21 protein-coding genes and 1 tRNA gene are annotated in these 20,778 nt (G+C 68.4%); 11 read left to right on the top strand and 11 right to left on the bottom strand.

Features of this window, described 5'->3' with window-relative positions:
* Positions 1-6: 6 nt before the first annotated feature.
* Positions 7-831 carry a class I SAM-dependent methyltransferase gene (locus IFR14_RS07255; protein ID WP_191940685.1) on the top strand — a complete coding sequence of 275 codons (825 nt, stop codon included), beginning with the start codon at positions 7-9 and terminating at the stop codon, positions 829-831.
* A 19-nt stretch (positions 832-850) separates the two neighbouring features.
* On the opposite strand, the gene IFR14_RS07250 is transcribed toward IFR14_RS07255, so the two are convergent.
* From IFR14_RS07250 to IFR14_RS07235, 4 genes are all read right to left on the bottom strand, one after another.
* On the bottom strand, positions 851-1,975 hold the full coding sequence (locus IFR14_RS07250; protein ID WP_191940684.1) for an FUSC family protein: 1,125 nt from the start codon (positions 1,973-1,975) through the stop codon (positions 851-853).
* Positions 1,976-1,980: 5 nt separating this feature from the next.
* Positions 1,981-3,123 (bottom strand): CAF17-like 4Fe-4S cluster assembly/insertion protein YgfZ, encoded by a 1,143-nt coding sequence (gene ygfZ / locus IFR14_RS07245; RefSeq protein ID WP_191941269.1) that lies wholly within the window; start codon positions 3,121-3,123, stop codon positions 1,981-1,983.
* Between the two features lie 25 nt (positions 3,124-3,148).
* Positions 3,149-3,853 (bottom strand): FABP family protein, encoded by a 705-nt coding sequence (locus IFR14_RS07240; protein ID WP_191940683.1) that lies wholly within the window; start codon positions 3,851-3,853, stop codon positions 3,149-3,151.
* Between the two features lie 133 nt (positions 3,854-3,986).
* The gene (locus tag IFR14_RS07235) at positions 3,987-4,277 is read right to left on the bottom strand and encodes a hypothetical protein (RefSeq protein WP_064296602.1); all 291 of its coding nucleotides are present in this window, start codon (positions 4,275-4,277) and stop codon (positions 3,987-3,989) included.
* Between the two features lie 110 nt (positions 4,278-4,387).
* Between IFR14_RS07235 and IFR14_RS07230 the strand changes: the two genes are divergently transcribed.
* The 8 genes from IFR14_RS07230 to pstB all read left to right on the top strand — a co-directional run bounded on the left by IFR14_RS07230 (position 4,388) and on the right by pstB (position 13,498).
* The gene (locus IFR14_RS07230; RefSeq protein WP_175116223.1) at positions 4,388-5,077 is read left to right on the top strand and encodes a response regulator transcription factor; all 690 of its coding nucleotides are present in this window, start codon (positions 4,388-4,390) and stop codon (positions 5,075-5,077) included.
* Complete coding sequence (mshD, locus tag IFR14_RS07225) at positions 5,049-5,954, top strand: mycothiol synthase (protein WP_191940682.1); 906 nt, start codon at positions 5,049-5,051, stop codon at positions 5,952-5,954. Before IFR14_RS07230 ends, mshD begins: the two co-directional genes overlap by 29 nt.
* 90 nt (positions 5,955-6,044) lie before the next feature.
* The gene (locus IFR14_RS07220) at positions 6,045-8,240 is read left to right on the top strand and encodes an RNA degradosome polyphosphate kinase (protein WP_079705346.1); all 2,196 of its coding nucleotides are present in this window, start codon (positions 6,045-6,047) and stop codon (positions 8,238-8,240) included.
* A gap of 52 nt (positions 8,241-8,292) precedes the next feature.
* Complete coding sequence (locus IFR14_RS07215; RefSeq protein ID WP_191940681.1) at positions 8,293-9,231, top strand: NUDIX hydrolase; 939 nt, start codon at positions 8,293-8,295, stop codon at positions 9,229-9,231.
* Between the two features lie 200 nt (positions 9,232-9,431).
* Positions 9,432-10,523 (top strand): phosphate ABC transporter substrate-binding protein PstS, encoded by a 1,092-nt coding sequence (gene pstS / locus IFR14_RS07210; RefSeq protein ID WP_342365660.1) that lies wholly within the window; start codon positions 9,432-9,434, stop codon positions 10,521-10,523.
* Between the two features lie 130 nt (positions 10,524-10,653).
* Entirely contained in the window at positions 10,654-11,598 is a 945-nt protein-coding gene (gene pstC, locus IFR14_RS07205; protein ID WP_064296608.1) for a phosphate ABC transporter permease subunit PstC, read from the top strand.
* Positions 11,598-12,698 carry a phosphate ABC transporter permease PstA gene (pstA, locus tag IFR14_RS07200; protein ID WP_137242105.1) on the top strand — a complete coding sequence of 367 codons (1,101 nt, stop codon included), beginning with the start codon at positions 11,598-11,600 and terminating at the stop codon, positions 12,696-12,698. The genes pstC and pstA overlap by 1 nt, the downstream gene beginning before the upstream one ends.
* Positions 12,699-12,718: 20 nt before the next feature.
* Positions 12,719-13,498 (top strand): phosphate ABC transporter ATP-binding protein PstB, encoded by a 780-nt coding sequence (gene pstB, locus IFR14_RS07195; protein ID WP_056007815.1) that lies wholly within the window; start codon positions 12,719-12,721, stop codon positions 13,496-13,498.
* Between the two features lie 121 nt (positions 13,499-13,619).
* Here pstB and IFR14_RS07190 read toward each other — a convergent pair whose 3' ends face one another.
* The 3 genes from IFR14_RS07190 to IFR14_RS07180 form a co-directional block, all read right to left on the bottom strand.
* Positions 13,620-14,468, bottom strand: coding sequence for an anti-sigma factor (locus IFR14_RS07190; RefSeq protein WP_191940679.1), 849 nt, complete (start codon positions 14,466-14,468; stop codon positions 13,620-13,622).
* A complete protein-coding gene (gene sigK / locus IFR14_RS07185) occupies positions 14,465-15,055 on the bottom strand; it encodes an ECF RNA polymerase sigma factor SigK (protein ID WP_229940357.1) in 591 nt (196 codons plus the stop codon). The genes IFR14_RS07190 and sigK overlap by 4 nt, the downstream gene beginning before the upstream one ends.
* A 348-nt stretch (positions 15,056-15,403) precedes the next feature.
* On the bottom strand, positions 15,404-16,033 hold the full coding sequence (locus IFR14_RS07180) for a DNA-directed RNA polymerase subunit beta (protein WP_191940678.1): 630 nt from the start codon (positions 16,031-16,033) through the stop codon (positions 15,404-15,406).
* A gap of 130 nt (positions 16,034-16,163) precedes the next feature.
* On the opposite strand from IFR14_RS07180, the gene IFR14_RS07175 reads away from it, so the two are divergent.
* Positions 16,164-16,239, top strand: a tRNA-Lys gene (locus IFR14_RS07175).
* A 70-nt stretch (positions 16,240-16,309) separates the two neighbouring features.
* Here the strand turns inward: IFR14_RS07175 and IFR14_RS07170 are convergent.
* The 3 genes from IFR14_RS07170 to IFR14_RS07160 form a co-directional block, all read right to left on the bottom strand.
* Positions 16,310-17,002: a ScbR family autoregulator-binding transcription factor gene (locus IFR14_RS07170; protein WP_137242107.1), complete on the bottom strand. Its 693-nt coding sequence runs from the start codon at positions 17,000-17,002 to the stop codon at positions 16,310-16,312.
* Positions 17,003-17,303: 301 nt separating this feature from the next.
* Positions 17,304-18,107, bottom strand: coding sequence for a hypothetical protein (locus IFR14_RS07165; protein WP_191940677.1), 804 nt, complete (start codon positions 18,105-18,107; stop codon positions 17,304-17,306).
* A gap of 4 nt (positions 18,108-18,111) precedes the next feature.
* Positions 18,112-18,723 (bottom strand): TetR/AcrR family transcriptional regulator, encoded by a 612-nt coding sequence (locus IFR14_RS07160; RefSeq protein ID WP_137242109.1) that lies wholly within the window; start codon positions 18,721-18,723, stop codon positions 18,112-18,114.
* 106 nt (positions 18,724-18,829) lie between these two features.
* Between IFR14_RS07160 and IFR14_RS07155 the strand changes: the two genes are divergently transcribed.
* Positions 18,830-20,326 (top strand): MFS transporter, encoded by a 1,497-nt coding sequence (locus tag IFR14_RS07155; protein WP_249406898.1) that lies wholly within the window; start codon positions 18,830-18,832, stop codon positions 20,324-20,326.
* A gap of 81 nt (positions 20,327-20,407) precedes the next feature.
* Here the strand turns inward: IFR14_RS07155 and IFR14_RS07150 are convergent, their stop codons facing one another.
* Positions 20,408-20,764: a DUF2200 domain-containing protein gene (locus tag IFR14_RS07150; protein WP_137242111.1), complete on the bottom strand. Its 357-nt coding sequence runs from the start codon at positions 20,762-20,764 to the stop codon at positions 20,408-20,410.
* Positions 20,765-20,778 lie beyond the last annotated feature (14 nt).

Genomic DNA, 20,778 nt, shown 5'->3' with positions numbered 1-20,778 from the left:
GGGTCCATGCCCGTCGGATCGATCACCCGCGGGACGACGGGTACGAACCGGCTCCGGCGGGTGGACCGCTGGATCGCGACCCACCCCTCGCTCAGACGGACGACGAACCCGCTGGTGGTGGACCTCGGCTACGGCGCGAGCGGCGTCACAGCGTTGGAACTGCACGACCGGCTGCTCGCCGTCCGACCCGACGTACGGGTCATCGGATTCGAGATCGAGCCGGGGCGCGTCCGCACCGCTCACGCGCAGCTGCAGCAGGTGCGAGCGGGCACGACCCAGTTCACGCCGACGGCCGCCGTCTCCTTCGCGCGCGGCGGGTTCGAGGTGCCGACCGGTGACGACCGTCCCGCGGTGATCCGGGCGTTCAACGTGCTCCGGCAGTACGACGAAGCCGAGGTCACGGGGGCCTGGCGTCTCATGGCGTCGCGGCTGCAGCCCGGCGGTGTGCTCGTCGAAGGGACGTGCGACGAGATCGGACGGGTGTCCAGCTGGATCGCCGTCGACGACCAGGGGCGTGCGGAGTCGTTCTCGATCAGTCTGCGGCTCGCCGACCTCGAGCTGCCGTCCATCGTGGCCGAACGACTGCCGAAGGCGCTGATCCACCACAACGTGCCGGGCGAACGTGTCCACGCGCTCATGACGGACCTCGACCGCGCGTGGCGGGTGCATGCACCCCTGGCGGTCTACAGCCCGGTCCAGCGCTGGTCGGCGACCGTCCGGACACTTCGCGACAACGGGTGGCCTGTGCTGGCCGGTCGCAGCCGCTGGCGCCTCGGCGAGCTGACGCTGCCGTGGTCGGCTGTCGCCCCAAATCCCTCCTCGACGGACTGAGTGTCGGGGATCGCTCCCGTCAGAGCGAGGGCAGCGCCGCCTGCGCCTCCGGCGTCGGCAGACCCGTGGCCGTGAGCAGGTCGACGAGGTACGGCCGGAGCACGAGCACGAGCGCCTGCTCGGAGACCGAGGCGTCGGGGAGGACGGCCACCGGCTCGAGGTGCTTCGCGATCTCCAGCAGGGACTGCCTCGCGACCGGCTGCTGGGCGATGTCGCCGATCGACTGCGACAGGATGCCGAGTGCGACGGAGGTCCGCGCGAGCAGGTCCGCGAGCTCGGGGCGGCTCGTGGCATCGCGCGACACGTAGTCGATGCGCCGGGCGATCACCCGGAGGTTGCGGGTCGCGAGGTCCATGCCGTCGAGCATGGTCCGCTGCCGTTCGAGGTCGAACACCGCCTTGCGGAGGAACGGCGAGATGCGCGCGATGGCGAGCCCTGAGTCGAGGGTTCCGCGCCACGCGTCCAGGGCCGGCTGGGTGGCCCTCGCCCGTGCGAGCGCGCGGTCCGCCTCCTCGAGGTCGCCGAGACGGAGGGCGGCGACGAGCGAGGCGAGGGTCCGGACGTGTTCGTCGATGAGCCGCTGGCCGTCCCGGCGAGCGCTCCGGCGCGGGTCGCGCGGGATGAGCGCGGTCGCGAGCAGGGCGAAGACCCCGCCGATCAGTCCGTCGAACGTACGCACGAACGGGCCGCCGTCAGGCACCGGCAGGAGCATGACGAGGACGGACTGCACCGCCGCCGCGATCGCGAACGACGCCGCCGGCGACAGGAACCGGGCGACGAGCAATGTGAGCACGAGCGCGACCGCGAGTTGCCACGTCCCCTGACCGAAGCCGAGGAGCAGGATCTCGGCCAGCGCGATTCCGACGCTCATCCCGACGGCCGTCTCGAGGACCCGGATCGGGCGGGCGTCGCGAACGAACCCGAGACTCGAGATCGTCACGGTCAAGGCGAGGAGTGGCACGGCGTGCCCGAGCACGTAGTGGGAGAACGCGTACGCGCCGATCGCCGTGGCGCTGACCTGCAGCACCGCCGGCACGGATCCGACGAGACGATGCCAGGCGTCGCCGAGTGCGATGCGGCGACGAACCGCGGCGGTCCATCGGTCGACCCGTACGCCCGGGTCCGAGGCGTCGTCCTTCCCCACCGGGGTCAGCGCCGGACGGCGCCGAGTCGCGGCAGCCGCGGCACGTTCGCCGTGGCCCCGGCATCCGCCGGCACGACGATCTCCTGCGACGCCGCGACATCGATGCCGTCGGCCTCCACCGTCAGCACGGCCGCCGGATCCGCGGAGCGCTTGACGATCGCCAACGCCACCGGGCCCAACTCGTGGTGGATCGCGCTCGAGGTGATGCGTCCGACGGGTTTCCGGGTCGTGTCGTCGCCGTCGCCGACGAGCACCACGTTCGAACCGGCCGGCGGCAGGACCGCGTCGGAGCCGTCGAGGAGGAGCATGACGAGGCGACGCGGCGGGTGCCCGAGGTTGTGCACCTTGGCGACCGTCTCCTGACCGCGATAGCAGCCCTTGTTCAAGTGGACTGCCGAGCGCAGCCAGTCGAGCTCGTGCGGGATGCTCCGCTCGTCGACCTCGGACTGCAACCGCGGGCGCCAGGCGGCGATCCGCAGGGCCTCGGCGGCCAGCGAACCCGCGGCGGAGAATGTGCCCGCACGGACCTGCTGCACGAGCGACTCGAGCTGCTCGCGCACGACGATCGTCTCGGTCCATGTCCACGCTGCACCCGGGTGCTCACCCGTCGCGTATTGATGCCCGCCGACCGCGACCTCGGACCACGGATCGTGCCAGACGAGCGGCACGCCGTTCGGCTCGGCGGCCTCGACCGCGAGACCCGCCGCCGCACCGATCACGGCGTACTGCTCGGTCGCGATGGCCACCTCGACGCGCAGCATGAACCGCATCCGGTCGAGCCAGGCGTGGAGGGGCTCAGCATCGTCGGCCTCGGTGACGAGCCACGTGGTCGTGCCGTCGTCGAGCAGCTTGACCGCGTGCTCGATTCGGCCGCTCTGGTCGAGGAAGAGGGTCTCCGTCGAGGTGCCGGCGGACAGCGAGCGCAGCTCCTGGCTCGTGATGGAGTTGAGCCAGCTCAGCCGATCGGGGCCGGTGACCGTCACGATGCCACGGTTCGACAGGTCGACGATCGCCTTGCCGCTGGCGATGAGGCGCTGCTCGATGTTCGGGCTGCCGTAATGGGAGGGGACGCCGTGGTCGACGGCGTCCGCCTGTTCGACGGCACCCGGCAGCGTGAGGAAGGGCGAGCCCGGAATCGCGTCCGGCATGACCGCTCCGTTGGGAATGGTCACGTCAGTCGGCTTTGGCCAGGCGCGCCGAGGCGTGCGTCCGGAGGTCCTGTCCCAGGGCGGCGATGTCCCAGGCCCAGAGCAGGTGGTTCTCGACGAGACCGTACAGGCGGGTCGCGGCGGCGTACTCCTTGGCTCCAGCGGTCCGGACGACGGCGTCGGTCGCGAGGTCGATCCGCGGGCCGTCGATCTGGCCGAGGTAGAGCTCGCTCACACCGTTCGGGTGGACGATCGAGACCTGCAGGGGGAAGGCGCCGGTCGACGTACGCAGGGCCTCGACCGACTGCGCGGTGCCGAACGGGCGGGGGCCCTGCCCTGGGAGCATGCCCGGGCCGGGGTCGCCCTCGATCAGCGGGCGTTCGAGGCGCCAGTAGCCCGTCTCGGTGACGAGCGGCTCGGGCACACCGGACTCGTCCGCCGAGGCTCCGTCAGGCGCGACGTCCGCAGCGGCGTCGTCCGACAGTGCGTCCTCGTCCGTTGACAAGGCCCCCTCGGCCTCGCGCGGGGGCTGCTCGGGCAGGAGCCAGGTGTAGGAGTTGTAGTTCAAGTACGGCAGGCCGTCGTGGCTGAAGCTCACGCGCTGACCGAACTCGCGGGTCACGGTCTCGTCGCCGACCTGGTAGTCGATGACGCCGGTGCCCTCCCAGACGCCGATGAGCCACGACAGCGGGACCAGTTCGCTCGGCAGGCCGCTCGGGATCTCGATCATCGAGGGACCCGGACTAGCGCTGACCGCGGTACAGGTTCTTCAGCACGACCACCGCGGTGAACGCGATGGCGAGGCTGGCGAGGACGAGCAAGCCGATGAAGAAGATTTCGAGAGCGAGCAGCATGGGGAAAGTCTACCCCGAGGCCAGGGCGATGAGGCCATACACGGCACCGCCGATGGCGAGGATGAGGACGGCGCCGGTGACGCTCGTCGACATCCGATCGACGAATCCCACCTTCTGTCGCGTCAACAGCTGTGCCGAGAACGCGGCCAGCGTGCAGAGGCCGAGCGTGGCCGACAGCCCGAAGAAGGTCTCCCCCGGGCTCCAGAGCAGGCCGGACACGACGACGCCGACGAGCGCGAGCGCCCAGATGGAGACGACGCTGATCCAGCGCAGCCGGGGGGAGAGAGTGGTTTCGCTCACGGACCCATTGTCACAGAGCGGACGCCATCGGACCACCAGGCGGAGCCCGGTGCGACGTGGGGTGCGGTCGTTCGCCTAATATGGTTCCAAACTCAGTCGGGAGGATGCGCGTGGCGCAAATTTTGGTCTTGACCTCCATGGTCGGCACCGAGGTCCTCCCATCCCTCGGGCTCTTGAGCCACCGCACCCGGCAGATCCCCGCCGACCCCGCACAACTCGTGAACGCTCCGAGTTCGGACCTCGTCCTCGTCGACGCCCGCCAGGATCTCGCGAGTGCCAAGTCGCTCTGCAAGATCCTCGGTGCGTCCGGGCTGTCGGTCCCGCTCCTCCTCATCCTGACCGAGGGCGGCCTCACGGCCGTCAGCGCCGACTGGGGCGTGAACGACGTCATCCTCGAATCCGCCGGGCCGGCCGAGGTCGACGCGCGGATCCGGCTCGCCATCGGTCGCGCCTCGCAGGAGCACTCGGCGAGCAAGATCCAGGCGTCGGGCGTCGTCATCGACGAGGCCAGCTACTCCGCGAAGGTCCACGGCAAGCCGCTCGACCTCACCTTCAAGGAGTTCGAACTGCTCCGCTTCTTCGCGACCCACCCCTCCCGGGTGTTCACGCGCGAGCAGTTGCTGAGCGAGGTGTGGGGCTACGACTACTTCGGTGGCACGCGAACCGTCGACGTCCACGTCCGCCGGTTGCGCGCCAAGCTCGGCGACCTCGAGCAGCTCATCGGCACCGTGCGCAACGTCGGCTACCGCTTCAACGTCTACGAGGACGATCATGCCCCGGCTGACGCTGTCGGTTCGTAACGTCGACGACGCCCGCACCCGGGATGCGCTCGAGCGCGTCGTGCGCACGGCGTTGCTCGTCGACGGCCAGCCGCCGTTCAGCGACCAGTCGCTCATCGACGTCGCCTCCGGCGCCCGGACGCTGATCCTCGCCGTCGAACCACAGGACCCGCCGGTCGACCCCGACGACTTCGCCGTCGTGGGTGCGGCCATCCTCGGCCATGGCGAGCTCGAGTTCGTCGTCGAGCCCGAGTGGCGGGGTCACGGCTACGGTCGCGCCGCACTGCGCGGCGTCCTCGCCAACTGTCCCCCACAGGTGCGCATCTGGGCACACGGCGACCACCCCGCCTCCCGGGTGCTCGCACAGGAGTTCGGCTTCTCGCCGATCAGGACGCTGCTGCAGCTCCGCCTGACCAAGGCACCGGCGAGCCGCACGCGACCGGCCACCGCCGGGCACGCTGATGTCACGGTCGGCACGTTCCGGCCGGGAGTCGACGAGCAGGAGTGGCTCGAGGTCAACGCGCTCGCCTTCGCCGACCACCCCGAGCAGGGACGCATGACCCTCGACGATCTCCGCGCTCGAGAGGCCGAGTCCTGGTTCGACGCCGACGACTTCCTGCTCGCACGAGGCTCCGACGGCGACCTCCTCGGGTTCATCTGGTTGAAGGTCGAGGACACGGTCGGCGAGGTGTACGCGGTCGGCGTGCACCCTGCGGCCAGCGGCCGAGGGCTCGGGCGACTCCTGATGGAGGCCGGCCTGGCCCGCCTGCGGGATCGACGGGTGGAGGCGGTCACGCTCTACGTCGAAGCCGACAACCTCCCCGCGGTGTCGCTGTACCGCTCGCTCGGATTCACCGACCACACCATCGACGTGCAGTACGCGAGAACCGACGCCTGATCCCCTCCACGGCGGTGTGGCGCTGCGGCATTTACACAGTGTTCACCGCAGTCGTCGCGACCACCCCCGCCACGGTGTCATGATGAAGGCATGCCAGCAGACCCAACCGTGCTCGATGTCGGCCTCGATGGAGACGAAGAGGACTTCGACCCCGCGTTCGAACGGAACGATCCCGCGCTGCCCGAACACCGCTACCTCGACCGCGAACTCAGCTGGCTCGCCTTCAACCAGCGTGTGCTCGAGCTCGCCGAAGACCCGGCGCTGCCCGTCCTCGAACGCGCCAACTTCCTCGCGATCTTCGCCTCGAACCTCGACGAGTTCTTCATGGTGCGGGTCGCCGGCCTGAAGCGCCGCATCCTCACGGGCCTGGCGGTCCCGACGAACGTCGGCAACGCGCCGGCCGACGTCCTGTCCGAGATCTCGCAGCAGGCGCACGTCCTGCAGGAACGGCACGCCCGCGCCTGGCACGACCTCGTCCGTCCCGACCTCGCCGAACGCGGCGTCACGGTCGTCACCTGGGATTCACTCGACGCAGCCGACCGCGAGTACCTCAGCGAGTACTTCAGCAACCAGGTCTTCCCGGTGCTCATGCCGCTCGCGGTGGACCCAGCCCACCCGTTCCCCTACATCTCCGGCCTGTCGTTGAACCTCGCGGTCCGAGTGCGGAACACCCGCACCGGGCGCGAGGAGTTCGCCCGGCTCAAGGTCCCGCAGATGATGCCGCGCTTCGTCCGCGTCGGTCCGGCGGAGCGCCGTTCCGCGTCGCTGGACACCGCTCCAAGCGTGCGCTACATCGCCCTCGAGGAGGTCATCGCCAACCACCTCGGCCACCTCTTCCCCGGCATGGAGATCGTCGACCACCACGTCTTCCGCGTCACGCGCAACGAGGACATGGTGATCGAGGAGGACGAGACCGAGAACCTCATCCAGGCCCTCGAGAAGGAGCTGCTGCGTCGTCGGTTCGGGCCGCCCATCCGGCTCGAGATCACCGACGACATGGACGATGTCACCCTCGGACTCCTCGTCCGCGAACTCGACATCACCGAGCAGGAGGTCTACCGTCTGCCCTCGCCGCTCGACCTCGGCGGACTCTTCAGCCTCGCCGGTATCGACCGCCCGGACCTCCAGTACCCGAAGCGCGTCCCGACCACGGCGCTGCAGTTCCAGCCGGACGAGCCCAACGGCAAGCCCGACCTCTTCCGGTCGATCGCCCGTGAGGACGTCCTGGTCCACCACCCGTACGAGTCCTTCGCCACGAGCGTGCAGGCGTTCATCGAGCAGGCCGCCGCCGACCCGCACGTGCTCGCGATCAAGCAGACCCTGTACCGGACCTCGGGCGACAGCCCCATCGTCGAAGCACTCATCGACGCGGCGGAGGCCGGCAAGCAGGTCCTCGCGCTGGTCGAGATCAAGGCCCGGTTCGACGAGCAGAACAACATCTCCTGGGCCAGGAAGCTCGAGAAGGCCGGCGTCCACGTCGTCTACGGGCTCGTCGGGCTGAAGACGCACTGCAAGCTCGCGCTCGTCGTACGGCAGGAACGCGGCGTCCTGCGCCACTACAGCCACATCGGCACGGGCAACTACAACCCGAAGACGAGCCGCATCTACGAGGACCTCGGTCTGTTCACGGCCGACGACCAGGTCGGCAAAGACCTCACCCGCCTCTTCAACGAGCTGTCCGGGTACGCGATCGAGAAGAAGTTCAAGCGACTCCTGGTCGCGCCGCGACACCTGCGCAAGGGCCTCCTCAAGCACATCGAGCAGGAGCGCACGAACGCCGAGGAGGGCAAGCCCTCGGGGATCCGCATCAAGGTCAACTCGATGGTGGACGAGTCGATCATCGACGCGCTCTACCGGGCCAGCCAGGCGGGGGTCCCGGTCGACCTGTGGGTTCGCGGGATCTGCGCGCTGAAGCCCGGCCAGCCGGGGATGAGCGAGACGATCCGCGTGCGCTCCATCCTCGGGCGGTACCTCGAGCACTCGCGCATCTTCTCGTTCCACAACGACGGCGACCCGCACGTGTTCATCGGCAGCGCCGACATGATGCACCGCAACCTCGACCGCCGCGTCGAGGCGCTCGTCAGGCTCACCGACCCGAAGCACCTCGAGGCGACCGCCGCGATGTTCGAGCAGGCCCTCGACGAGCAGACGTCGTCGTGGTGGCTCGACGCCGACGGTGTCTGGACGCGCCACGCGGTCGACGCTGACGGACGACCGCTCACGGATCTGCAAGACTCCCTCATGCTCGAGACCGCGGCCCGCCGCCGGCCGAGGAACCGTCGCTGACGACTTCGCACCGCGACCCACCCGAGCACCACGACACGACGAGGCAGTGACTATGACGACGACGGCAATCTACGCAGCCGGTGCCGTGTGCTGGCGTCTCATCGACGGCAAGGTCCACCTCCTCGTCATCCACCGCACGGTGTACGGCGACGTCACGATCCCCAAGGGCAAGGTCGATCCCGGAGAGACGCTCGCGCAGACGGCCGTGCGGGAGATCAAGGAGGAAACCGGCCTGAGTGTCCACCTCGGTGTGCCGCTCGGTGTCTCCACGTACCCCTTGTCGAGCGGTCGCGAGAAGATCGTCCACTACTGGTCGGCCGAGGTCACCGACCAGGCCGTCCGCGAGAGCACGTTCATCCCGAACGGCGAGGTCGCAGCGCTGGAGTGGGTCACCATCAAACGGGCACGGAGCTACCTCAGCTACGAGCGCGACGTGGAGATCCTCGACGCCTTCGCCGCGCTGGTCGACGAAGGCGTCACAGCCACCTTCGCCCTCATCGCGATGCGCCACGGGAAAGCCATGTCCCCCTCCGAATGGTCGGGCGAGGACGCGACCAGGCCGCTGGCGCCGCGCGGCGTCAAGCAGGCCGCGGGGAACGTCCCGACCCTGCTGGCCTTCGGCCCTCGCAAGATCGTGACGAGCACGGCCGTGCGCTGCGTCAGCACCGTCAGTCCGATCGCCGCGGCCGCGGGCATCGAGCCGAAACGCTCCGACCTCATCAGCCAGGACGCCTACGAGCGGGGCGAATCGGATGTCCGCCGGGTCGTCGGCCGCCGCGTCCGGGCGCTCAAGACGGCGATCCTCTGCAGCCACGGGCCGGTCCTCCCCGAGATCCTGCACGAGATCGCGCTCGCCACCGGGTCCACCCGAGGCTCCTACCTCGGCAGCGCCGCCGCACTCGAGACCGGGGCGTTCTCCATCGTGCACCTCTCCCGGACGAATCCGAGCTCCGGCATCATCGCGATCGAGACGCACGAACCCCGCGTCTGACCCGTCCGTGCGCCCCCCCCCCCCCCTGAACAGGGGCCGTTCGTGGTGCATTCGCGGCGTCGCCACGTCGGCCGCCATGAAGCCGTCGATATCCGTTCACCCGTTGTTTACCATCACGGGGGATGCTCGTCATGCCGCGTGGTTAGCGTCACTGACGAGCCAGCACCGGCTCGCACCCACACCAATGAATGGACACCCCTGTGAAGTTCTCACGTTTCGGCCGCGTCGCGGTCGTAGCAGCAGTCGCAGCCGTCGCACTGACCTCCTGCGCGGCCAACGAAGGCGGCGCCACCGCCACGAGCGCAGCCGCCAGCGACCTCAAGGGCAGCCTCGCCGGTAGCGGCGCGTCGTCGCAGGGCAGCGCCCAGGAAGCCTGGGTCGCCGCCTTCCAGACGTCGAACCCGGACGTCACCATCAACTACTCCCCCGACGGCTCCGGCGCCGGCCGCAAGGCGTTCATCGCCGGCGGTGTGCAGTTCGCCGGTTCCGACTCGGCGCTGTCCGACGAGGAACTCACGAGCACCTTCGCCGCATGCGCAGCGGACACCAAGGCGATCGACCTCCCGGTCTACATCTCCCCCATCGCGGTCATCTTCAACATCGAGGGCGTCGACGAGCTCAACCTCGACGCCTCGACCATCGCGAAGATCTTCGCGGGTCAGATCACCAGCTGGGACGACCCGGCGATCGTCGCACTGAACCCCGACGCGAAGCTCCCCTCCACGGCCATCACCGCCGTCCACCGCTCCGACGACTCGGGTACGACGAAGAACTTCGCCGACTACCTGGGCAAGAACGCACCCGACGTGTGGACCGCTGAGCCGGCCGACACCTTCCCGTTCCAGTCGGGTGAGGGCGCCAAGGGCACCTCCGGTGTCGTCGACACCGTCAAGGGAGGCACCGGCACCATCGGCTACGCCGACGCATCGAAGGCCGGCGACCTCGGTGTCGCGAAGATCAAGGTCGGCGAGGAGTTCGTCGAGTACAGCGCCGAGGGTGCTGCCGCCGTCGTCGAGGGCTCGCCGCTCGTCGAAGGCCGCGAGGCGAACGACATCGCCATCAAGCTCGACCGCGAGACCACGGACGCGACCCACTACCCGATCGTGCTCGTGAGCTACCTCATCGCCTGCCAGGAGTACGCCGACCCGAAGGTCGCCGACCTCGTCAAGGCCTACGCCGGCTACATCGCCAGCGACGCCGGCCAGGAAGAGGCTGCGAAGTCGGCCGGTGCTGCGCCGCTCTCCGCCGACCTCGCCAAGAAGGTCCAGGACGCGATCGCGACCATCAAGTAGTCCAACGGTCGAGCGTGCCGGGTCCTGCCCGGCACGCTCGACCTGCGTCACCAGCATCCGCAGTACCCGCAGTACCCGCTCCCCGAGCCTGTCGAGGGGCACCACCATCGCATCGAGAGAACGGGAACCAATGGCTGTCGAGGCCCTAGCTGCGAGACCCAAAGCCAAGCAACGAGTCGGCGACCGCGTCTTCTCGACGCTCTCCCTCGTCTCGGGATCACTCATCCTCGTCATTCTGGCGGCGGTCGCGATCTTCCTCATCGTCCAGGCGTTCCCCGCCCTCACGGCCGACTCGTCGTCGTTCACGGGTGCCCCGACGAGCTTCTGGGCCTACGTCGGCCCCTTCGTCTTCGGAACCATCTGGGCGGCCATCCTCGCCCTCGCGATCGCCGTGCCGCTCTCGCTCGGGATCGCCCTCTTCATCACGCACTACGCGCCGCGTCGCCTCGCGGTCGCCCTCGGCTACGTCATCGACCTCCTGGCCGCCGTGCCGTCGGTGGTCTACGGCCTCTGGGGCGCGCTCGTGCTCGCGCCGTTCGTCCAGCCCTTCTTCGCCTGGCTGTCCGAGAACCTCGGATGGATCCCGCTCTTCGGTGGCACGGTGTCCGGCACCGGTCGCACGATCCTCACTGTCGCCCTCGTGCTCGCGGTCATGATCATCCCGATCATCACCGCCATCTCCCGGGAGATCTTCCTCCAGACCCCGAAGCTCCACGAGGAGGCCGCACTCGCGCTCGGCGCGACGCGCTGGGAGATGATCCAGATGGCGGTCCTGCCGTTCGGCCGTCCCGGCATCGTGTCCGCCTCCATGCTGGGCCTCGGACGAGCACTCGGCGAGACGATGGCTGTGGCCCTCGTCCTCTCCCCCGCCGCCGTCTACTCGTTCTTCCTGCTCACCTCGAGCAACCCGAACACCATCGCGGCGAACATCGCCCTGAACTTCCCCGAGTCCTTCGGCATCGACGTGAACAAGCTCATCGCCACCGGCCTGATCCTGTTCATCATCACCTTCGTGGTGAACTTCATCGCCAGACTCATCGTCAACCGTCGTAAAGAATTCTCGGGAGCGAACTGATGACCGCCACGACCGACCGCCGTCAGGCGTCCATCGCCACGCCGTTCTCCAACTCGCTCACCGCGGGCAAGCTGCCGAAGTTCGCACCGCTCACGATCCTCGCGGGCAGCCTCATCGTCAGCGGTGTCATCTTCCTGCTGCTGCAGCAGTCGACCGCCGACAAGAGCTACAACGTCCCCGGGGCCGTCGTGCTCGGCGCCGCACTTTACGCGGTCACCGTGTACGTCGCGTCACTCATGGTCGAGGGTCGCCGGAAGGCCAAGGACCGCCTGCTCACCACCCTGGTGACCGCGGCCTTCGTCATCGCGCTCCTGCCGCTCGTCTCGGTCGCCATCACGGTGATCTCGGCCGGCGCCGCCCGGTTCGACCTCAACTACTTCTCGCTGTCGATGCGGAACGTCGTCGGTGAGGGCGGTGGCGCACTGCACGCCATCACCGGCACGCTGCTCATCACACTGGCCACGTCGGTCATCTCGATCCCGATCGGCATCCTGACCGCCATCTACCTCGTCGAGTACGGCCGTGGACGGCTGGCACAGGGCATCACCTTCCTGGTCGACGTCATGACCGGCATCCCGTCGATCGTCGCCGGCCTGTTCGCGTTCGCCCTCCTCGCGATCTTCTTCGGCCCGGGCGTCCGGCTCGGCATCGGCGGTGCCATCGCGCTGTCGCTGCTCATGATCCCCGTCGTCGTGCGGTCGAGCGAGGAGATGCTGAAGCTCGTTCCGAACGAACTGCGCGAGGCCTCGTACGCGCTCGGTGTGCCGAAGTGGCTGACCATCCTCAAGATCGTCCTCCCGACCTCGATCGCCGGCATCATCACCGGCGTGACGCTCGCCGTCGCCCGCGTCATCGGTGAGACCGCGCCCCTCCTGATCATCGCCGGCTTCACCCAGAGCATGAACTACAACCTCTTCGACGGCCCGATGATGACCCTCCCGGTCTTCGTGTACACCCAGTACGCGAACCAGGGCACCGACGGGGCCTCCTACGTGGACCGCGCCTGGACCGGCGCGCTCGTCCTCATCCTCATCGTCATGGCGCTGAACCTCATCGCCCGACTCATCGCCAAGATCTTCGCCCCCAAGTTCGGCCGCTAGGCCGCGAGCAAAGGAACCCCGTGTCCAAGAGCATCGAAGTCAACGACCTCAACGTCTTCTACGGCAGCTTCATGGCTGTCGAGGGCGTCTCCCTCCAGATCCAGCCCCGCACGGTCACCGCGTTCATCGGCCCCTCCGGCTGCGGGAAGTCGACCTTCCTCCGCACCCTGAACCGCATGCACGAGGTCATCCCCGGCGCACGAGTCGAGGGCGAGGTCCTGATCGACGGCAACAACCTCTACGGCCCGGGCGTCGACCCGGTCCTCGTCCGCCGTCAGGTCGGCATGGTCTTCCAGCGCCCGAACCCGTTCCCGACGATGAGCATCAAGGAGAACGTCCTCGCGGGCGTCAAGCTCAACAACCGGAAGATGTCGAAGTCCGACCAGGACGCGCTCGTCGAGCGTTCGCTCCAGGGCGCCAACCTCTGGAACGAGGTGAAGGACCGCCTCGACAAGCCGGGCTCCGGTCTCTCCGGTGGTCAGCAGCAGCGTCTCTGCATCGCCCGCGCCATCGCCGTCTCCCCCGACGTCGTGCTGATGGACGAGCCGTGCTCGGCCCTCGACCCGATCTCCACGCTCGCCATCGAAGACCTCATCGAGGAACTCAAGCAGGAGTACACGATCGTGATCGTGACGCACAACATGCAGCAGGCGAGCCGCGTCAGCGACAAGACCGCGTTCTTCAACATCGCGGGCACCGGCAAGCCGGGCAAGCTCATCGAGTACGACGACACCACGACGATGTTCTCGAAGCCGTCCGTCCAGGCGACCGAGGACTACGTCTCGGGTCGCTTCGGTTGATCTGACGCCGGCATCACGACAGCCCCACCCGGGATTCCCGGGCGGGGCTGTCGTCGTCTGCAGCAGGTCGGTGAGTCTGTCGAAGTCCGCGCTTCGACAGGCTCAGGACGGAGGGAACGGACTACGCCGTCTCGATGACCATGATCGGGTCGGTGGTGGGCTGCTTGGAGCCGCCCTGCGGCTCGACCGTCACGCCGACCTTGTCGCCTGCGCTCATGGCGCCGTCGAGGACCCGCCAGGTGGTGCCGTTCGCTGCGGAGAAGGTGCCGGCCGAGACCGGGCCTCCCTCGCCGATGTACCAGAGTTCGTAGACCTTGTCTGACGGCAGTGAGCCGAGTCCGTCGACGAGCAGGGCGGACTTGCCGAGCTCGCCCGACCAGACGAGGGTCGCCGTCGCATCGTCCATGGACACCTTGGCGCGCTGGACGTCGGATGCCGCGTTGATCTCCGCGAGCGCGACCGTCTGCGTGAGGGATCCGCCACCGAAGGTGTTCGCGAGTCCGACACCGCCGAAGATGAGGCCGACCGCTGCTGCGGCGCCGACGACCATGCCGACGGCACTGCGACGCCACCGTGAGGCGGCCTTGCGCTCCGCCGCACCGACCACCGGGGTGGTGGCTGCTGCGGGGGCCGGCGTGGCGATCGGTGTCGACACCGGCGCCTCATCGACGTCTGGAACCGCGGTCGGAAGCGCCTGCACCTCGGCGACAGGAGCGTCGACGGGGGCGTCAGCGGGCAGCTGCGGCAAGTTCTGGATCGCAGCCATGAGCGAGTTCTTGAGCGCTGCCGACGGCTGCACGGGAGGTGCTGCGAGGTCGAGCATGGCGACGGTCTCCTCGAATTCCGCCGCTTCCTCGCGGACGGACTCGTGTTCGGCGCGCAGGCGGTTGAACCGCTCCTGCTCGCGCGGGGTCAGGGTGTGCAGCGCGTTTCCGGCTGCCAGGTCTGTTGCATCGTCTCGCTCGGTCATGTACGCACCCCCAACTCGTCTCGAAGTCTGATCATTCCGTCTCGCAACCTGGTCTTCACCGTACCGATGGGCACGCCGAGCAGGTTCGAGATCTCGCTGTGACTGTAGCCGCCGTAGTAAGCGAGCGAAACAGCTTCGCGTTGCAGCTCGCTCAACCGGACGAAGGCCCGCTTGACGCGTTCGTGCTCGATCCGGATCTCGACCGTCTCCTGCACGTTGTCGACACGCTCGTCGAAGTCGCGGATGCCGATCTTGAGATCGCGGTCACGTCCGGCCTGTGAGGCCCGCACGCGGTCGATCGCACGACGGTGGGCCATGGTGAGCACCCAGGTCGTGGCCGTACCCTTGCCCGCCTCGAACTTCTGGGCGTTCTGCCAGACCTCGAGGAACACCTCCTGGGTGACCTCTTCGGACTGCGCGTGGTCGACGAGCACCCGCTTAACGAGTCCGAGGACCCGCGGCGCGATGTGGTCGTACAGCTCGCTGAATGCGACCTGGTCGCCGCCGGCCACGCGGATGAGGAGCGCGTCGAGCACGTTCGCCAAAGATACCTGCGGTGCAGCGTCGGCTTCCGGTCCCGTGGTCACAAGTCTTAGCTTCTCACGGACACCGGCCGTTTGCGCGACGCCCACCCGAGGTCGGGTCTGCGTGTACAGTGCGGCGGTCATACACGGAGTTCGGTGCCGACCCGGGATCCGATTGGAGGAATCGACCGGATTCGCCACCCCAGTTCCGGTGTCATCACGGAACAGGCGGCAGGAGGGCGAAGACCTCCGGAGAAAATAAGTGCCAGGCCGCAGAAACGCCTCTCGGCGCAAGGCCGCTCGAAGCGGCGATTTTTGGAGCCCGGGGTTACTGCGGCCCGGCTTGAACAGTGTAGCAAGGGAACACCTGTGGACATTCCCAGGTCGAGGGCCTTGACCAGCGCGCCCGGATCAGTCGAGGGAGTCGGTGCGCCACAATCGGGCGCAGCCGGCGAGCTCCTCGGCGATGGTGCTGAACCGTGCGGCCTTCGTGGTGAGTCTCGCGGCGTCTGCGGGGTCGACCGCATCCCGGTCGTCCGCGAGGGAGGTGCAGCCGACCGCGTTGATCCGGCAGAAGGACGCCGCCCGCTCGAGGGCGATCGCGAAGTCGCCGGTGTACAGCCCACGGAGGATCTGGTCGGCGAGGACGATGATCTCCTCCGGCCCGGTCGGCTCGGCCGCGCCGGCGATCACGGGGTCGACGGTGGTGATGAGCTCGGTGCCCCGCTGGAAGCTGAAGCTCGTCCCCACCGGGTCCTGCCGGATGAGCAGGCGCAGCAGGTAGATGCGCCAGAGGGCTCCTGGGAGACTCCGCGGGCTGGCGTGCGACCAGAGTTCGGCGATGGCGTCGATCCCGTGCTCGTCCGTGTACGTCACGAGGCGGTCGACCACGGCAGGGTCCGGGTCCGCCCGCACCCGGGTGAGGAGTGCGACGGCCGTCTCGTGCGTGATCCTCGACACGGCCTCGGGGTCGAGACCGCCCTGGATCGCTTCGAGCATCGACGGCGGCAGCTTCGTCGGACGATGGAATCCCTCGGTCATGCCTGCTCCTCCCTGCGACGCGCTTCGCGCACCCGACAACGGTACTCGCCCCGTTGGGCGATACTCCCCCTGTGGCCCCGACCTGCGCGTCAACGGGTGCCGTCGAAATCTCGTAGAGTAGAGCGCGTATGGGCCTGTAGCTCAGTTGGCAGAGCATCGGACTTTTAATCCGCGGGTCGTGGGTTCGAGCCCCACCGGGCCCACCACAGACGCGGTACTCGAACGCGTCACATCGGGATAGACGGTCGTCGCCCGCCCATCCCCCGGCGTGGGTCGCTACATCGACGTGGCAGGTCGTGTCGGGCGCACATCGCCCGCAGCGCCGAATGCGTCCTCCCGGACCCGCGTCGCCTCGGCCCACTGCGCCGCGGGGACGATGGCGTCGATCGCGAGCCGCCACATGCGGTCCACCGACGCTCCGATGTCCGAGCGCCCGACCGTCGCCTGGGCGGTGAGCTGGACACCGGTGAAGAATCCGATCAGCGTGCGGGCCAGCTCCGGTGCCGACATCGAACTCTCCAGGTCCCCGGCCTGCAGCGCCACGTCGAGCTGAGCGGCCGTCCCCGAGATCCAGTCCTCGTAGAACGCGCCGGCCGGTTGGCTCAGCGAACCCTCATCGAGCGTGAGTCTGATCCCGGCACGGACCACCGGGTCGTTCTCGAGTTGATCGACGATGGCGCGCGAAACCCGGATGAGCCGCTCGAGGACCCCGTCATACTGTTCCGACACCCGTTCCATCAGGGGCATCGACCGGTCGTGCTGCTCGTGGATGACCGCGAGGGCGATCTGCTCCTTCGACTTGAAGTGGAAGTACATGGACCCCTGCGAGATCCCAGACGCTTCCGCGATCATCGACAGACTCGCGTTCCCGTAGCCGATGCGGTCGAAGACGGTCGCGGCACCCTCGACGATCGCGTCCTGCGTCACCTGTCCGCGTTCCTGCGTGGGCGTTCGTCGCGTCCCCGGCATCCTGGCCTCCTCGGGCAGCCTGTGTTCCGGCTCCGATCCATCGGCGCCGTATCCGTCGACCGTGGCCGGTCGGGGCCTCAGCCTAGAGGCTCGGAGCTCGCACAGCCGACCTCTTTTTGATAACTGGTACGAACGACTTATTCGTGACACACTGGTGGAGGTGATGCCGCCGCAGTCCACGCCTCAGTGGACTGTGTATTCGCGACGGGGGTTTGCGACGCTCACCGCCTCGACCGGTGGGTCACGCAGGGATCGGGGGATCCAGCACTGCGTGATCCACCCGGTCACACACGCGCCGTGATCAGCGCGCGAGCAGCTCCGGGAGGCCGGCCACCGTCGCTTCGTCCGCAAGGCTCGCGTCGACCGAGACGAACGACAGGACCGTGACGGGGACGCCGAGACGCGCGGCTGCCTCCAGTTTGTGGTGGCCGTCGAGCACGAAGTGCACGAGACCCGTGTGGGCGTCAGCGCTGTCGAACGGCTGCGTCCGGTCCAGCACGGAGACCGCGAGCACGGTCGCCGCTCCCCCGGCCCGAAGCCGCTCCTCGTACGAGGCCACGCGCTCGCGGTCGTTCCAACCGGGCGGCACCATCGGCACCAGGAACTCGAAGAGGGTCTCGTGATCGCCGGTCGTCCGGGTCGGGCCGCGGTAGTAGCCGGTCGCCGGGTCCTCCGGCGCACCCAGCGTGGGGTCGATGCCGCGGTGCGCGACCTGTTCCCGCGAGAAGTAGTCGTGATCGTCACCCGGAGCGACCAGAACGGGCTCGATGGACATCAGGAGCGGCAGATAGGTCCCCTCGGGCAGGATCGTCGACACGAGGTCGCGTAACGAAGGATCGTCGATCGCGGGCACGCCCTCGTCCAGGTGATCGTGCAGTGCGTCTGCGGCGAGCGCCCGAGCACCCTCGTCCAGACGACGGAACAGCAGCGCGCAGCTTCCGCACGGGAAGCTCAACTCGAACGCCTCCGCGCCATCGACGATGAGGTGGCGCCCACCGGGCTCGCGGAAACCAGTGAAGCGCAGTGGGGCGTCCGGTGTCCCGAGGTGGACCGGTGCCGCGCGATCGAGCAGCCCGGTTCGAGATCGGGCGGGTCCGTCGGTCATCGAGCTACTTCCGGACGGCCGGGATGATGACGCCGTCGATCACCGAGATGAGGAAGTCACGTGTCACCGGCTCCCGCAGCATGAGGACGCGATAGCTCACCATCGCCTGGCTGATCAGCGCAAGGGTCTCCACATCGGCGTCCGCGCGGATCTCTCCGCGGTCGATCGCGCGCTGCAACAGGAAGCGGTTGACGGCCATGCGCGGCTCCACGATCGCCGCATGGATGGACTCGGTGAGCTCCGGGGCATCCGAGATCATCGACATCACGCCGGCGAACACGCGCATCTTGCGCTCGCCCTCGGCGATGGACGGCGCCTTGATCATCGCCACGAGGTCGCCGCGGAGTGAGCCGGTGTCGGGCAGCTTCGAGAAGTCGGGATCGATCTGCTTCATGCAGGCGACCGCGTCGATCACGAGTTCGGACTTCGACGCCCATCGGCGGTAGAGCGTCGCCTTGCCGGCCTTCGCCCGCGCGGCGACCATGTCGACCGTCATCCCGGCGTAGCCCGTGTCAGCGAGGACGTCGAGCGCCGCCTCCAGAATCTCCGCGTCGCGGGAGTGGTCACGCTTGCGTCCGAGCTTCGGGGCGTCGATCGGAGTCTCGAGCTGCGTCATCGCGGCCCACCTCCCTTTCGTCTCCCGGAACAGCATAGTTCAGGAACTTCATAGTTCTGGAACTGTTTGGTTTCGAAACTCTTCGGTTCCGTATATGCTCCTGCTCATGACTTCGAACAGTACTGCCGGAACCCCGGCCGTCTCCTCACGCCGCTGGTGGACGCTCGTCACCGTCGGCCTCGCCCAGCTCATGGTCGTGCTCGACGCCACCGTCGTGAACATCGCGATGCCCGCCGCCCAGGCAGACCTCGGATTCTCCGACGGCGACCGCCAGTGGATCGTCACCGCCTACTCGCTCGCCTTCGGCAGCCTGCTGCTCCTCGGCGGACGCCTGTCCGACCTCATGGGCCGGAAGCGGGCCTTCATCATCGGGCTCGTCGGGTTCGCGATCGCCTCGGCCCTCGGAGGCGCCGCGGACTCGTTCGGCACCCTCGTCGCCGCGCGGGCACTCCAGGGCGTCTTCGCCGCCCTCCTCGCACCGACCGCGCTCGCGATGCTCACGACCACCTTCACGATCCCGAAGGAGCGCGCCCGCGCGTTCGGCGTCTTCGGCGCGATCGCCGGCGCAGGTGGCGCGGTCGGTCTCCTCCTCGGTGGATTCCTCACCGAGCAGTTCGACTGGCGCTGGAACCTGTACATCAACGTCGTGATCGCCGTGGTCGCCATCGTCGGGGCGGTCCTCTTCATCACCACCCCGAAGACGACCAGCCCCCGCCCCAAGCTCGACGTTCCGGGCACCATCCTCGTCTCGGGTGCGTTGTTCAGCCTCGTCTACGGCTTCGCCAATGCCGAGACCGACGGCTGGGACTCACCGCTCAGCTGGGCCTTCCTGGCCGCGGCAGCCGTGCTCCTCGTCGTGTTCGTCCTCTGGCAGCGTCGGGCGGCACATCCGCTCCTCCCGTTGTCGATCGTCCTCGACCGCAACCGCGGTGCCGCGTTCATCTCGGTCATGATCGCCGGAGCCGGGATGTTCGGCATCTTCCTCTTCGTCACGTACTACCTGCAGGCCTCGCTCGGCTACTCACCGCAGCAGACGGGCTTCGCCTTCCTCCCGATGATCGCGATGCTCGTACTCGCCGCACAGCTGGGGACCAACCTCCTCGTCCCGCGGTTCGGGCCGAAGGTCATGGTGCCGTTCGGCATGACGCTCGGGGCGATCGGCATGCTCCTCCTCACCCGACTCGACCTCGACAGTTCCTATGTCGGCAACGTCATGCCGGCGCTCATGGTGCTCGGCTTCGCGATGGGATCGATCATGCCCGCCTCGATGCAGACCGCGACGCTCGGTGTCGACCGGGCGTTCGCCGGGGTCGCCTCGGCGACGGTCAACACGAGCCAGCAGGTCGGCGGGTCGATCGGTGTGGCGCTGCTCAACACCCTCGCGGCGAGCGCCGCCACGGCCTACGTGACCGACAACGCGCCGCCCACCCCCGAGGTGCTGGCGCAGGCTGCGATCCAGAGCTACCAGACCGCCTACTTCTGGGGTGCCGGGTTCTTCGCGGTCGGCGCCGTGACGGCGGCACTGCTGTTCCGCCGACGCAACCAGGGACTCGCTCTGCACCACGCCCCGGAGGCGTCAGCGGAACCGGTGCTCGCGCACTGATCCCACCGGGTTCCGAGCACACGGCCGTCGCGCACTCGCGCGGCGGCCGTCTGCGTCAACGGAGGGCCACGCGGTCGGCGGTCAGGCGGAGGCGCGGAGGATCGAGGTCATCTTCTTCCCCTTCGCGACCTCGTCCACGAGCTTGTCGAGCTGACGGACGCGCTGCATGAGGGGATCCTCGATCTCCTCGACGCGGATGCCGCAGATGAGGCCCGTGATGAGCGACGCGTTGGGGTGCATCGCCGGCGCTTCGGCGAAGAAGGTCTCGAAGTCGGTACCGTCGGCGAGCACCCGTTCGATCGCTGCGTCGTCGTATCCCGTGAGCCAGGTGATGACCTGGTCCACCTCGTCCTTCGTGTGGCCCTTCCGCTCCGCCTTCGCGACGTAGAGCGGGTACACGCTGGCGAAGCTCGTCGTGAAGATGCGATGTCCGGCCATACCGGTCAGTCTCC

The organism is Plantibacter sp. CFBP 8775 (genome assembly GCF_014839505.1).
Lineage (GTDB): Bacteria > Actinomycetota > Actinomycetes > Actinomycetales > Microbacteriaceae > Plantibacter > Plantibacter auratus.
This window is presented reverse-complemented; position numbering and strand designations above follow the sequence as displayed.